Below are 14,046 nucleotides of genomic sequence, written 5' to 3' on the forward strand. Positions count from 1 at the left end.
ACCCCATGCTGGGATACCCCGTCTCCGGCCATACTCTGTTACACTATCTCATACTCCAAATGGGCTGCTATTCCCCAAGCGGAAATAGCAGCGGCACCACACGGCCCGCCCCGACATCAATCAGGCCGTGGTCTGTGATTTTGAGCGCCGGGCTGACCGGAAGGGAATGCGTGCTGATCGACATAATCGGGTTGTAATGATTGTAGCCCAGCGCTTCCATCGCTGTCCGCAGCGCGAGTACGCGCTCCGCCGTCTCTCCAAGCGGCGCTTCGGTCAGAATGCCGCCGACCGGCAGCGCCAGCGAAGCGATAATCTCGCCATCCAGCACGACGCAGAAGCCGCCTTGCTCGGCAATCACTGTATTAGCCGCCAGGACCATGTCCTCAGGGTTATGGCCCACAACCAGCAGATTGTGGTTGTCGTGCGAATACGTGGTCGCAATCGCGCCGCGCTTGATCGTGTCGCCGCCGATCAGGCCGTAGGCACGGTTGCCGTTCTTGCCATAACGCTCGAAGGTGGCGATCAGGCCGAAGCCGCTCTCCTGCCACTGCAGCAGGCCGTCTTTAACCCCGGCCTCCCCATGCTTCTCCTCGGTGAATGTGGAGACGTTGCCCACCATCATCACACGGCAGCCATAGCGGCCGTCCGGCAGCTCCGATGGCACCGCGAAGTCGGCAGCGGCCAAGGGAGCCAGCTTAACGCTCTTATAGAAATGGGCCGGGAACCGCGGTCCCCGCTCCGCCTGCGGCAGCGGCTGCTTGCGGTTATAGACCTGCGCGCCCCGCTTGTATACCGCTTCGATGACGAAGCTGTCCAGAGCGGACAGCAGCAGATAATCGGCGGTTTTGTTCGGCGCGATCACGCCGCGGTCATCCATCTTCATCCGGCGGGCCGGGGTGAACGTAGCAGCATAGACCGCATCCTCCGGGGCCATGCCCATAGTGATGGCCTTGCGCACCAGATTGTCGAGATGCCCTGACTGTACCAGCGAATCGGTCATCACATCATCGGTCACGAAGCAGAAATGCTCGCTGACCGCATGGCGGACCAGGTAGTCCACGACTTCCGGGGTCATTGATTTTTCCTGAATCTCGATGAACATCCCCGCCGCGATCCGCGCCTTGAGGCCTTCAATGCTCTGGTGCGTATGGTCCGAATCAATGCCGGCATAAATCAGGCGGTGCAGATCAAGGTCCAGCAGCTTAGGCGTATGGCCCTCAATCACAAGACCCGGATAACGGCTGCGGACATGCTGCAGGATGCGGTTGCTTTTCCCCTGGGGATCACGAATGACATCAACATAATTCATGACTTCGCCCAGACAGATCATTCGCTCCGTCTCCATCAGCTCGTCGATATCCGCAATTTCAATGGAACCCCCCGTTGTCTCCAGCGTAGTTGCCGGTACCGAGCTCGGTATCGAATAGAACATGTCCACCGCGCATTCACTGCTCGCCCGGATCATCTCATGTACACCCTCGACGCCGAACACATTGGCCATTTCATGCGGCTCAGGGACAATCGTCGTTACCCCATGCTGCAGAATACCGTAGGAAAAGGTTTCCGGTGTAATCATCGTACTCTCGATGTGCAGATGAATATCAATCAGGCCGGGCACCATATATTGCCCCTCTGCCTGAATGATTTCCTTCGCCTCAAACGTCTCCGCACCGAGCGGCCCGATATAGAGAAAACGTCCGTCCTGCACGGCGACATTCGCCAGCTCGAACCGTTTATAGTAACTGTTGTATACTTTCGCGTTCAGTATAAGTTGATCTGTAATCATCGTGTATGCTCCTTATAAAGCGCTACTGCACCAGCACCAGCTTCTCTTTTGGAAAATAAACCGTGACCTGCTCCCCTTGCACGAAAGGGTGCTCCATCTCCTGATTGACCGTAAAGACTCCCAGTTCCGTCTCCACCTGGTATTGGTAGCTGCGGCCGAGATATGTGCTGACCTGCACCTTACCGGTCAAGGTGTTGCCGGCCATGCCGGAATCCGGCGTGCTGCCATAGAGCTGCAGATCGTCTGGGCGGATCGCCCCGAGCAGGCCGGTATTGCCTTCGCCGCCCGGGCGTTTGGCCGCCAGAAACCTCAGCGTTCCCCGGCTCAGCTCAATATCTGCTCCCTCATCGCTTCTGTCCTCAAACGAGATAAAGTTCCCAAACCCGATGAACCGGGCCACGAATTCACTCGCAGGATATTTAAAGATCGCTGACGGCTGATCGAGCTGCTCGATCTTGCCGTTATTCATGACGGCCACCTGATCGGAGATGGAGAAGCATTCCTCCTGATCATGGGAGACATAGACCGTCGTAATGCCCAGCTCCTGCTGAATGCGGCGGATTTCCACACGCATATTCACCCGCAGATTCGCATCGAGATTACTAAGCGGCTCGTCGAACAGAAGCAGGTCCGGCTCGATGACCAGCGCCCGGGCAATCGCTACCCGCTGGCGCTGTCCGCCGGACAGGGCAGCTGGCAGCCTTTTCTCAAAACCGCCCAGACTAACAATCTCCAGTATCCGTGTAACGCGCTTCTTGACCTCCGCTTCCTTCAGCTTACGAAGACGCAGGCCGAACGCCACATTGTCATAAACCGACAGGTGCGGGAACAGCGCATAGCTCTGAAACACAAAGCCGAAATTCCGCTTTTCCACCGGAACCTTAGTGTAGTCCTTCCCGGAGAACATGAAATTGCCCGCTTCCGCATTCAGGAATCCGGCGATCAGCCGCAGCGTGGTTGTTTTGCCGCAGCCGCTGGGTCCGAGCAGTGAGAGAAGCTGCCCTTTTTCCAGCGACAGATTGAAATCTTCCAGGATCAGACGGTTGTCATAAGCAACCGATACATGTTCCAGACTTAAGAGCGCCATTGCATTATGCCTCCGTATCTTTTGGTTAAATAGTCTATCGTTTGGTGAAATAGGCGAATCCCATCAGCCGCTCGATGATGAACATCAGCGCCGCCGTCAGCACCATTAGAAGGAGCGAAATAGCGGCAATCGTAGGATCGAAATAATTTTGCACATAAGTCAGCATTTGAATCGGCAGCGTGCTGATCCCCGGACCAGTCATGAACACGGAAATGTCCACGTTGTTGAAAGATTCCAGGAAGGCAATCAGAATGGCCGCCAGAATGCCGGAACGGATATTGGGCAGGACTACCTTGAAGAACGTATACAGCCTGCTGGCCCCCAGACTCTGCGCCGCTTCTTCCACAGCAAAGTCGAAATTCTCCAGACTCGAAGCGATGACCCGGATAATAAAAGGCAGCATAATCACCGTATGCCCGATCAAGAGTCCGGCGACAATCGGCAGCCCGTACACCACAATCAGGTAGCGCAGCAGCGTGAAGCCCAGCACAATCCCGGGAATCAGCACCGGAGACAGAAAAATCGCATTCAGCGTGTCCCGTCCGCGGAACCGGTAACGGCTCAGCGCGTAGGCTGCAGGCACACCCAGAAGGAGCGCCAGCAGATTGCCGAGAAGCGAGATCACAATCGAGGTCTTGAACGTTTCCATGAATGCACTGACCTCGAAGATGTTCTTGTACCACCGCAATGAAAAGCCCTCAGGGGGGAATTTCAGGACTGTGCCCGGCTCAAAGGAAGTCACGGAAATAATAACGAGCGGGCCCAGCAAAAAAATAAAGACCAGCAGCGTGTACAAGGACAACGCGCGGTTGCCTTCCTTCATGTTCTCACCCCTTCGGATTTAATCGGTTGGCCCAGGCGTTCATCAGCCCCACGACCACGAATGTAATGACGATCATAATTACGGCGATGACCGAAGCCGCCTGCCAGTCGTTCAACGTCATCGCGTTCTGATATAAAAAGGTGGAGACCACCCGTTCCTTGCCGCCAAGCAGCGCTGGTGTCGTATACGCCGTCAGACTGCCGACAAAGACCAGAATGCCGCCGATGATCAGACCCGGCACAGTCAGCGGAAAAGTGATTTTACGGAAAGCCGTGAATGGAGAAGCGCCCAGGCTGCGCGCCGCCCGCACCAGCTCATGATCCAGATTCTCCATCACTCCAAGCAGTGTGATGATAATCAGCGGCAGGAACAAATGCACCAGCCCGATCATCATTGCCGTAGGTGTGTAGAGAATATCCAGCGGTTTATCGATCAGATGGATGTTGACGAGTAAGGAGTTGATCAGCCCTTTTTTGCCGAGAATAATCATCCAGCTAAAGGAGCGGACAACCGGACTTGTCAGCAGCGGAAAAATCGACAGCGCGAGCAGAATACTCTTCTTGCGGGCGCTGGTCCGCGAAATATAGTAAGCCACCGGATACCCCAGCACCATGCAGATCAGTGTGGTCAGGGCACTCACCCGGAGCGTAGTCAGCAGGATGCGGTTAAAGTACCCGTCGCGGAAAAAATGCAAATACCCTTCCAGCGTCAGCTTTCCGTCCTGCACAAACGTGGAGGCAATGGTCAGCGTAATAGGTATCAGCATGAAGGCTGCCAGGAACAGCAGTCCCGGCAGCAGGAGAACCATCGCTTTTTTATTCATTCTAACGACTCCCGTCCTTCTTCGGCTCTTGGTTCAAGCTGTCAATGAAGCATTCCAGAAAAGCGGACGCGTCCACCTCCAGGCAAACACTGGTGTTCGGCGGCCGGTTCAGCCGGTTCTGGAAATCGCAGACCGTCTGACCGTCGCACAGCTCACTGCGGGTCTCCACGTCCACATAATAATCGTATTTCGTGACAAAATCCTTGTTCAGCGCCACACCCACCGCCAGCGGATCATGCAGGGCACAGGCCTGCACACCGTTGCGCTCATAGTATCGCTCCCGGTATCCGGCTGTGCTCCGCTCCACATAATCGCGTATAGCAGGAATGCGCAGCTTCTTGATATCCTCTGCGCCAAGCAGCGCCCGGCGGGTAACATCCAGACCGACCAGCGTCAGCCGGGGGAATCCTGCGGCAAGCACCTGCTTCGCAGCTTCAGGATCGACGTACATGTTGTATTCCGCCGTCGGTGTAATATTGCCGTAGCCCTGCACCACGCCGCCCATCACAATCACCTCGGCAGCATGCTGCACAAGCTCCGGGCACTTCTGCAGTGCCCGGGCCAGATTGGTCAGCGGCGCGGTCATAATCAGCGTGATCTCTCCGGGCTGCGCCAGCAGCTGGCGGATGATGAAGTCTTCCGCCGCCTCCGCTTCCGCCTGCTTCATAACCGGCATATCGCCCAGTGCGCCGCCGATGCCGTCCGCACCGTGTACACGGTGCTCGAAGAGCTGCTCGCGCACTAGCGGCTTATCAGCTCCGCGATATACCGGAATCTGCCCGGATACCCCGAGCAGCTCCAGAATCTTGCAGGTGTTCAGAGTTGCCTGATCCAGCGAGACATTGCCGCTGACTGTGGTGATGCCCAGAATATCGAGCTGCCCGCTCGTGACCGCCAGCATGATCGCCAGCGCGTCATCCACCCCTGTATCCACGTCCAGAATGACTTTTTTGCGCCCCGTCATTCTTAGCCGCCAATCTCACGGTTGAAGCGGTCCGTCCACTCTGTAATATGCTGATTGACGAAGGACATATCCAGCTTGCGCAACTGTCCGATAACATCCGGTCCGTAAGTTACACCCACTGCCTCTTCAGGAGTCAGCGTTACGTTGATATTGACAGGGGAATCGACCTTGGCTTTGGCGGATTTCTCCTGCACCTCCTGGCTCAACTGCCAGTTGATGAACTCTTCGGCAAGCTCTTTATTGTTGCTGCCTTTGACGACGTTGACCGTATTCATTACAGCATAAGCACCTTCGGACGGCGCTACGAACTTGGCATCCGGCACAGCAGCCTGCAAGTCCTTGAAGTACATTTCCATGATCGGACCGCCGGCAATTTCCTCCTGGCCGAACATGTTCACATATTCCGAAGTCTGGCTGTAGTACTTAACTACGTTGCTATCCAGCTCCTTCAGCTTCGTGAACGCCTGGTCTGCATTGAATTCGGTGTTGCCCGCCGCCAAGGACGCCGCATCCACAATCATCGGACCCGCTGTAGCTGTAATTGCCGGCATTGCAAGATTCTTGTCAAACTGTGTCCACAAATCGCTCCAGGATTTCACTTCACCCTTAACCAGCGCAGGGTTGTAGGCAACTCCCAGACGTCCTATCGTATAAGCGGGACCATATTCTTCGCCCAGTGGTGCTTTGGCGATGTCATAAATCTGTTCGAGATTCGGGATTTTGCTGCGGTCAATCGTTTCGAACAGCCCTTCGTTAATCGCCTGCTGCGCATAATAGTCTGACAGATAGACCACATCCACATCGGAGCTTCCTTGGCGGATTTTGTTCAATCGCTCGGCATTGTTACCAATTTCAACGACGATCTTCACATTATGCTCTTTCTCAAACGGCGCATAGACCGACTCCTTGAAGAAGTCCTCCGAGAAGCCCCATGTCGAGATAACCAGTTCCGTAGGAGTACCCGATTGGGTCACTTCCGGTGCGGCTGCATTAGTAGCCGCGGCGCTATTCGACGCAGCGTTGTTGTTACCGCCGGATGTGCCGCAAGCGGCAAGCAAAGAAGTCAGTGCAAGAGCAAGGCTAGTAGTCCAAATCTTTTTCATTAGTAAATAACCTCCCAAATGTAATTTGCGGTACAATTCCAGCAGTTACCCGTATGATTCCAGGCATAATCGATTAGCCACTTTCCAAGCTGTCTAAATAGCGGAGTCCGGTTGCGCAGCACCTCCCATTGGTAATAAAATCTTGATTCCCCTTATTTTTTCATAAAAAAAAGAAAAGCATTCTTGTAGGAACAAGAACACTTTCCTTTGTGTAAACAAAGTAAAAGAGCTACCCGTTATAGAAGGACGGTCTTCGCTTAAGATAGATCAAAAACGAAAATCCGCAGGTTGGTATATAAATTGTCATTCTCCGGCCAATATCATGTTCGTAAAGGCCCACCCGGTCGGTGCATCGTAATCCCTGAGCAGAACCTCAATCTGAAGCCCCATCTCTTCCCCCAGCCGCTCTCTGAATCTCTTCTTGAACAGCAGCGACATGCGAAAATCAACTTCCTGCTTAAGCTCTGGTGCTTCGCCTTCAAGTGCGGAAGACCGGGGAGACCGGCGGTGCTTTGCGTGAAAGGTAATGACCCGCTGATCGACAGTAACGCGGAGCAGGGTCGTACCGAAACCAAACAATTCCTTGGAGATCTCATTATAGATCTGGCACATCTTCTTCTTCTGCTCGCTGTTTTCCAGTTCTGCCATGAAACCACCTTTGAAAACAGAATATCGTACAATCACATCGATAGCAATTGTTATTATACATAATTATTGCATTTCAGGCAAGAAAAAAGCCATACTTAACATGAAAGTGACGCCAAACACGAACAATAGCACTTTTTCTCTGGAGGATCAATCGGAATCCTCTTCCCAAAAAATAGGGGCAAGTCAAAGCATCGCATGCCCTGACCTGCCCCAAATGTACAAATTTTCTTTGCTAAGCTTGCGCCGCCAGCCGATAACATCCGCTCACAAAATCCTGCTGGATGTCCGGCAGCGTCAGCCCCGCCTGCATCAGGCGGTCGCCGCCGTAGACTTCACCGCTGTCCGCGAGGCGGTAGTCGAAATCCGGGTTCAGCCCGCTGAGCAGCAGCGTGCGGCGCGCCGGGTGCGGCGTCGCCATCACCCGGAAATAGTAGACCAGCGCCTCACGCTGATCATCCGAAACGAACATCCAGGCCGTCTCATTGCCTTCGAACGGACTTTGCAGACGGTACAGATTACCCTGCTGCACCAGGCTGCGGATCTCCTTATAGTTCGCCACCTGCGCCTTGACCAACTCTTTCTCTTCCGGGGTGAATTTGGTCAGATCCAGCTCGTAGCCGAAATTGCCGGACATAGCGACATCGCCGCGGAAGGACAATGGCGTAATCCGCCCGACCTGATGATTCGGCACAGCGGAGACATGCGCACCTATCGCGCTGACCGGATAAACAAGGCTTGTGCCATACTGAATCTTGAGCCGCTCTACCGCATCGGTATCATCGCTGGTCCAGGTCTGCGGCATATAGTAGAGCATGCCGGGATCAAAACGTCCGCCGCCGCTGCAGCAGCTCTCGAACAGAATATGAGGGAATGTAGAAGTTAGCCGTTCCAGCAGCTCATACAGCCCCAGCACATAACGGTGCGCCGTTTCACTCTGGCGTTCTGCCGGAAGCTGCGCCGAGCCGATCTCCGTCAGGCAGCGGTTCATATCCCATTTGATATAGGCCACCGGAACGGTGGAGAAGATGCGGCTGAGTGATTCAAAAATATACTGCCGCACCTCTTCTCTGGTGTAGTCCAGCACCAGTTGCCAGCGGAACTCACTGCGGCGGCGGCCCGGAACATGCAGACACCAGTCCGGGTGGCTGCGGTACAGGTCACTGTCCGGCGAGATCATCTCCGGCTCAACCCACAGGCCGAACTTCAGGCCATGGCCGTTCACCCGCTGCGCCAGATCAGAGAGTCCGCCGGGCAGCTTGCGCAGATCCTCGGTCCAGTCACCAAGCGAGGAGTTGTCTGAATCCCGTTTGCCGAACCAGCCATCGTCCAGCACGAACAGCTCGATACCAAGCTTTGCGCCTTCGGCGGCAATCGCCTCAAGCTTCTCGGTATTGAAATTGAAATAGGTCGCTTCCCAGTTGTTCACCAAGATGGGCCGCTCCTTGTCCCTGTACTGTCCTCTGCTCAGCCGCGTCCGGTACAGGCGGTGATAAGTTCTCGACATTCCCCCGATTCCCTGACCCGAGTAGACCATGACTGCTTCCGGGGTCTGGAACCGCTCGCCCGGCTCCAGCTTCCAGGAGAAGTCGAACGAATTCAGCCCGATGGCCATGCGGGTCATTCCGAAGGAATCGACCTCCGCTTCGGCTTCGAAGCCGCCGCTGTACACCAGGGAGAAGCCGTATACTTCCCCCCGGTTCTCATCCGCACCGGGCTTAGCCAGCGCGGCAAAAGGGTTGTGCTGGTGGCTGCTCATCCCGCGTCGGCTCTGGATTCCAGTGCTGCCCTGCTCAAGACGTCTGCGGGTGATATTGCCTTCCCGCGACCAGGCGCCGGAGAGATAGATCATCTCCATCCCCGCTGCCTGAAAATCAATAGAAGCGCTCAAGGCCCGCTGCAATTGCAGCGGAGCCGGGCCGTCATTTACAAATTCCACGGAACGTGCAATCACATCCAGTTCCTTGTAGACGGTATAGCGCAGGATCACGTTCAGCTTGGCATAGTCATCGCGCAGCGTAAGCTCCAGCGTGTCCGCTTCCTCCGCCGACTCCACATAGACCGAAGGCAGCCCGGCGAGCGCCGGTTTCCCTTCCATTACGCGGTATCCCTGGTAGCGCAGCTCAGTGATCCGTGTCCCATCCTCAAGCTTCGCCTGGTATGCAGGCACACGGAAATCCCCCGTGCCGTACTGCGGGTATTCCTGCGGCAGGCGGTCAAGCGAGCCGCCTGTCACCAATGGGTGCAAGCCTTCCAGATTGCTGCCGTAGCGCAGCTTTTTCCCCCAATAGACATGCGCCGGATAGTCATTAACCAGCTCGATGATGTAGCTCATGCCCTTGCTTTGCAAATGGAATATCCCTTTGTTATCCTGTATCCAAATTGCCATAGCCTTAGTTCCTTCTCTCCTGGAAGTTATATCCGTTGAACTATAGATTTTCATATTTGGGTCTGGTCGTAACTGCGGGGAATGTTTGGACTTCCGGCCGCTGTTGTTCACAGATTTCCTGATTTGGGGCCGCTGCTCGCGGTTGAAATCTGTGAACAAAGGCGGACGCTATCGCTCCTACAGTTCCAAACCTCCCCTCCGTCACTTCGGCCCTTTTTATTTTTTCTTTAGTTCAACAGAATCAACAACAGCACATTTCAATTAAGCCTGTTTCAGAAAAATTCGCCCAACGCTCGGCTTCAGGAAGCCTCCACCTGATTTACACCTGGCCGCCGTTTACATAATCCGCCATCGAATGAATCTCCAGACCCTTCGGCGCAGCCGGAATGAAGTCCTCGGTCGCGTTGCCGCGCAGGAAGAATTCCACGGTCTTCGTCTCGCCCGGAAGCAGGTCAAAGAAGTTGTCCGAGAAGATTCCCTCTTCTTCCGCTGTCAGATACACCCCTCTCGCCAGCACATCGCTGGTTACCGTGAAGCGCAGTCCGCCGCTGCCCGGAACCTCTTCCACCGCTAGGGCAGGCCGGGTCATTGCAATCTCCTTGGCTGATGCGAAGTAGTGCCGCGAATGCGCGGACAGTCCGCTGTCTGCCAGGAGAGACGCAGTCAACAGCACCCGGCCGGGATCGCGGTCCGCAAGCAGATCGGCCAGCTTCGCTGTAAATACGATCCCCGCCGAATCCGCTGCCAGCGTCACCGGCTCGGACCATTCCTGCAGCAGAGCGCCGCTGAAGTCCTGCAGCCGGATCTGCAGCACGCCGCCAGTCGCTTCCTGCCGGTCGGACACGGCATGCACCTGAAGGTTCTCCCCGTCAGGGCTGACGATGGAGAGCATTAGCTCCTGGAAGCTTTTGCGGACCGTGTATTGCAGCGCCTTCCAGCGGCCGTAATAATCCATGCCCGCCCAGGAGGCAACCGGCCAGCAATCGTTCATTTGCCAATACAACGTGCCCATGCAGTAAGGCTTGTTTCTTCTGTGGCTTTCAATAGCAATCCGCATCGCCTCTGCCTGAAGAATCTGGCTCATGTAGAGGAACCCTCTGAAATCCTTCGGCTCCGGCAGATAGATATCCATATACTCCTTAATCAGCAGGTTGCCGCGTCCGTTCTTCTGATGAGCCAGCATAACCTCCGATTCCAGCGCCATATCGCTCTCTTCCGCATAGCTAAGCACCGACTTTAGTTCAGGAAAGGACTGGAAGCCGTATTCACTCATAAAGCGGCCTACCTTGACATTGTAGTTCTCAAACGGCTCGCTCGCATGCCACACGCCCCAATAATGGATATCGCCCTCACCGGCAATCCTTGTCGCGTGCTGATTGGCATCCCCGGTAAGGTCCCGCAGCGGAGAAGATGCCCAGTAATCCACATCCGGGTGACCGGCAGCTACAGCTTCCGGCAGAATATGGTGGAACACGGCTTCATAAGCCTTCCATAATGTCTCACGGATATCCTGGCTAAGCTTCTCCTTCCAGCCCCAGCCTATGTTGTCCTCATAATGCGCCCAGGCCGAATCCATCTCATTATTGCCGCACCACAGGGCGATGCACGGATGATTGCGCAGTCTCCGCACGTTATACTCGGCTTCCTCCCGCACACTCTTCAGGAAATGCTCATCCCCGGGATACATGCTGCAGGCGAACATGAAATCCTGCCACACCAGCAGACCATATTCATCGCACAGCCGGTAAAAAACATCCTCTTCATAAATACCGCCACCCCACACCCGCAGCATGTTCATATTGGATGCAACCGCCGAGGCGATCTCATGACGGTAACGCTCCTCAGTGACCTCTGTGGCAAAACTGTCGTTCGGAATATGATTAGAGCCTTTGGCAAAGACCCGAACACCGTTCAGCTCAAAATAAAACGACGCCCCCCGCTCATCCGGCTGCCGGATCAGCTTGATCTCCCGCAGTCCGGTAGTTACCTCCGCCTGCGCTATGGCTTTGCCGCCTTGCAGCAGCTCTGCGCGGAACGCGGTCAGATTAGGCTCACCCAGTCCGTTGCACCACCAGAGACGGGGCTGATCAACTACAGCCTCCAGCTCCAGAATCTGCTTACCCGGCTGTACCGAAACAGACTTCATCCATTCCTGTCCGCCAGAGCAGATCCGCAGCAGCCCGTCCCAGCCTGCCGGCGAATCCACCTCTACCACCGCCGTCAGCCTGGCTTCGGCGGCTGTGACCGCATTTTGGCGGATATATAAGTCAGTCACCTTCACACTGTCCCAGCCTTCCAGCACCGCCTCGCGCCAGATGCCGCTGGTCACGAATCTCGGGCCCCAGTCCCAGCCATAATGATAAGGCGCTTTGCGGGCGAAGACGCTGATCTGCTGCTCCCCAAGCCCGCCCAGCTCCGATTGGTCATTGGGCGCCGGAAGCGCATAGCCGAGCCGCTCCAGCTTAGGCAGATCCTCCTGCACCACTGAACGGAATCTGATCCGAATTTCATTTTCACCCGTCCGCAGCAGCTCCTTCACATCCACGGTCCAGGACCGGAACATATTGTCCGCAGAGAGCACATGGACATCATTTACGAAAACATCGGCATACGTGTCCAGACCGGCGAAGACCAGTTCGGTCACTCCGAGACGCTCCCATTCCTCATCTAGCTGCAGGACCGTCCGGTATTCCCAGTCCTTTTTGTCGATCCATTGCAGCTCGTGCTCGTTCTTTCCATAAAAAGGCTGCGGAATAAGTCCATTGCGAAGCAGATCAGTATGCACCGTTCCCGGTACGGCTGCCGGCAGCCACGCGTCATCACCGCAGGCTCTAAATTCCCAGTTGTTCAATTGAAGTTGCAGTTGTTTCATAGTACCTCCTAAATACGAATATAAATCGTTTTCATATTCATTCTATTTTGTTATCTTATTGTTAGCAATACACTAATTATATTCTTTCAAACAGAATAAATGAAGACAATAAATAATAAATCACTCCATTTCTCAACGGTAAATTCATCGCTATAATAAATGATGTAAACGCTAACAATAACACGAAAAGGGGACAACGCAATGAGAAATAAGTTATTTTCGTTATGTTTTGTTATCATCATGGTTTTCTCTCTATCCTTGACAGGCTGCGGCTCCAGCAACAATAACAACGCAGCTACAGCCACCGACAAGCCCGCAGAGACTACAGCGCCAGAGAACACTGGCGGAGATGCGGCAGCGACCACTGAACCGGCAGCAGCCAGCGGCTCCGATATCAGCGGCAAAATCACCTTTCTCACCAACAGAACCGACATGATCGGCAAAGAGTATGACGAATATGTAAAGCGCTTCAATGAGAAATATCCGAACATCAAGGTTGAATTCGAAGCCTCACAAACCGACTACAACCAGCAAGCAAAGGTCAGAATGGCCAGCGGAGAGCTGCCTGACGTTATGTTTGTCCCTACCATCCCGAACTCCGACCTGCCGAAATATTTTGCCTCACTGGACGATCTCGGCCTGAACGATAAGATTACCTTCAAAGATTTCAAATCCTACGAAGGCAAGCTCTACGGAATTACAACCGGTAACTCCACATCCGGTATCGTATACAACAAGAAAGCCTTCGCCGATGCCGGCATCACCGAAATCCCCAAGACCTGGGATGAATTCCTCGCCGCCTGCGAGAAGCTGAAAGCCAAAGGTGTCATTCCGCTTGCTTCCAACTTCAAGGACAAGTGGCCGCTGAACGACTGGGTATATGCAGTACCGCGCATCATTGAAGGTAAACCGGACTTCCCTAATGAGAAGCTGAACACCGACACTCCGTTCACAATGGACAATGGATACGGCAAATCGCTTAGCCTGTTAAGAGAGCTTAACGAAAAGGGCTACTTAGAAAAAGACATCAACTCCACCAACTGGGAACAGTCCAAGAAAGACATCGCATCCGGCAAGTTCGCCATGTACTTCCTAGGCAACTGGGTCATCAACCAAGTCATCGGCGCAGGTGCAACATCCGACAACGTAGGCTTCTTCCCGCTGCCATATGACAACTCGGGTAAACTGACCGCACCGCTCAGTCCTGACTTCTTCTATTGTGTTGCCAAGGACAGCAAAAATGTAGACGCTGCCAAAGCCTTTGTCAAATGGATGATTGAGGATTCCGGTTATGAAGATTTCGCCGGATTTATCTCCCCGCTGAAGGGCAAAGAATCCAAGCTGACCCAACTGAAGGAATTCCAGGCTTCTGGCGTAACACTGCAGGAAGGTACTGTGGATAATGCAAAAGTAATCGAAATAACCAACAAGGCACAGCTCGATCTGCCGGCAATGGCTCAAGAGTTCGTACTTGCCAAAGATCCGCAGACCGTCTTCGACAAATGGAACAAAGCTTGGGCCAAAGCTAAAAAAGACCTCGGCTATTGATCTTAG

At 54.4% G+C, this 14,046-nt stretch carries 10 protein-coding genes; 1 reads left to right on the top strand and 9 read right to left on the bottom strand.

What is annotated here, in order from left to right; genetic code table 11:
- Positions 1-67: 67 nt before the first annotated feature.
- The 9 genes from ACX1DY_RS27400 to ACX1DY_RS27440 all read right to left on the bottom strand — a co-directional run bounded on the left by ACX1DY_RS27400 (position 68) and on the right by ACX1DY_RS27440 (position 12,492).
- On the bottom strand, positions 68-1,786 hold the full coding sequence (locus tag ACX1DY_RS27400) for an adenine deaminase C-terminal domain-containing protein (RefSeq protein WP_458967339.1): 1,719 nt from the start codon (positions 1,784-1,786) through the stop codon (positions 68-70).
- 22 nt (positions 1,787-1,808) lie between these two features.
- A complete protein-coding gene (locus tag ACX1DY_RS27405) occupies positions 1,809-2,873 on the bottom strand; it encodes an ABC transporter ATP-binding protein (protein ID WP_458967340.1) in 1,065 nt (354 codons plus the stop codon).
- A gap of 34 nt (positions 2,874-2,907) precedes the next feature.
- On the bottom strand, positions 2,908-3,696 hold the full coding sequence (locus ACX1DY_RS27410) for an ABC transporter permease (protein ID WP_458967341.1): 789 nt from the start codon (positions 3,694-3,696) through the stop codon (positions 2,908-2,910).
- Between the two features lie 4 nt (positions 3,697-3,700).
- Complete coding sequence (locus ACX1DY_RS27415; protein ID WP_458967342.1) at positions 3,701-4,519, bottom strand: ABC transporter permease; 819 nt, start codon at positions 4,517-4,519, stop codon at positions 3,701-3,703.
- 1 nt (position 4,520) lies between these two features.
- Complete coding sequence (locus ACX1DY_RS27420) at positions 4,521-5,483, bottom strand: nucleoside hydrolase (RefSeq protein WP_458967343.1); 963 nt, start codon at positions 5,481-5,483, stop codon at positions 4,521-4,523.
- Between the two features lie 2 nt (positions 5,484-5,485).
- Positions 5,486-6,586 (bottom strand): ABC transporter substrate-binding protein, encoded by a 1,101-nt coding sequence (locus ACX1DY_RS27425; protein WP_458967344.1) that lies wholly within the window; start codon positions 6,584-6,586, stop codon positions 5,486-5,488.
- A 303-nt stretch (positions 6,587-6,889) separates the two neighbouring features.
- Positions 6,890-7,234 (bottom strand): DUF2294 domain-containing protein, encoded by a 345-nt coding sequence (locus tag ACX1DY_RS27430; protein ID WP_458967345.1) that lies wholly within the window; start codon positions 7,232-7,234, stop codon positions 6,890-6,892.
- A 232-nt stretch (positions 7,235-7,466) separates the two neighbouring features.
- Positions 7,467-9,620, bottom strand: a complete 2,154-nt coding sequence (locus ACX1DY_RS27435; protein WP_458967346.1) for an alpha-galactosidase — start codon at positions 9,618-9,620, stop codon at positions 7,467-7,469.
- Positions 9,621-9,939: 319 nt separating this feature from the next.
- Positions 9,940-12,492, bottom strand: a complete 2,553-nt coding sequence (locus ACX1DY_RS27440) for a beta-mannosidase (protein ID WP_458967347.1) — start codon at positions 12,490-12,492, stop codon at positions 9,940-9,942.
- Between the two features lie 201 nt (positions 12,493-12,693).
- Here ACX1DY_RS27440 and ACX1DY_RS27445 point away from each other — a divergent pair, with 201 nt between their 5' ends.
- On the top strand, positions 12,694-14,040 hold the full coding sequence (locus tag ACX1DY_RS27445) for an ABC transporter substrate-binding protein (protein WP_458967348.1): 1,347 nt from the start codon (positions 12,694-12,696) through the stop codon (positions 14,038-14,040).
- Positions 14,041-14,046 lie beyond the last annotated feature (6 nt).

The organism is Paenibacillus sp. BAC0078, assembly GCF_054483875.1.

Bases quoted from the DNA above. Each gene is read 5' to 3' on its own strand.
- ACX1DY_RS27400 (WP_458967339.1), bottom strand. From the start codon at position 1,786: ATGATTACAGATCAACTTATACTGAACGCGAAAGTATACAACAGTTAC.
- ACX1DY_RS27405 (WP_458967340.1), bottom strand. From the start codon at position 2,873: ATGGCGCTCTTAAGTCTGGAACATGTATCGGTTGCTTATGACAACCGT.
- ACX1DY_RS27410 (WP_458967341.1), bottom strand. From the start codon at position 3,696: ATGAAGGAAGGCAACCGCGCGTTGTCCTTGTACACGCTGCTGGTCTTT.
- ACX1DY_RS27415 (WP_458967342.1), bottom strand. From the start codon at position 4,519: ATGAATAAAAAAGCGATGGTTCTCCTGCTGCCGGGACTGCTGTTCCTG.
- ACX1DY_RS27420 (WP_458967343.1), bottom strand. From the start codon at position 5,483: ATGACGGGGCGCAAAAAAGTCATTCTGGACGTGGATACAGGGGTGGAT.
- ACX1DY_RS27425 (WP_458967344.1), bottom strand. From the start codon at position 6,586: ATGAAAAAGATTTGGACTACTAGCCTTGCTCTTGCACTGACTTCTTTG.
- ACX1DY_RS27430 (WP_458967345.1), bottom strand. From the start codon at position 7,234: ATGGCAGAACTGGAAAACAGCGAGCAGAAGAAGAAGATGTGCCAGATC.
- ACX1DY_RS27435 (WP_458967346.1), bottom strand. From the start codon at position 9,620: ATGGCAATTTGGATACAGGATAACAAAGGGATATTCCATTTGCAAAGC.
- ACX1DY_RS27440 (WP_458967347.1), bottom strand. From the start codon at position 12,492: ATGAAACAACTGCAACTTCAATTGAACAACTGGGAATTTAGAGCCTGC.
- ACX1DY_RS27445 (WP_458967348.1), top strand. From the start codon at position 12,694: ATGAGAAATAAGTTATTTTCGTTATGTTTTGTTATCATCATGGTTTTC.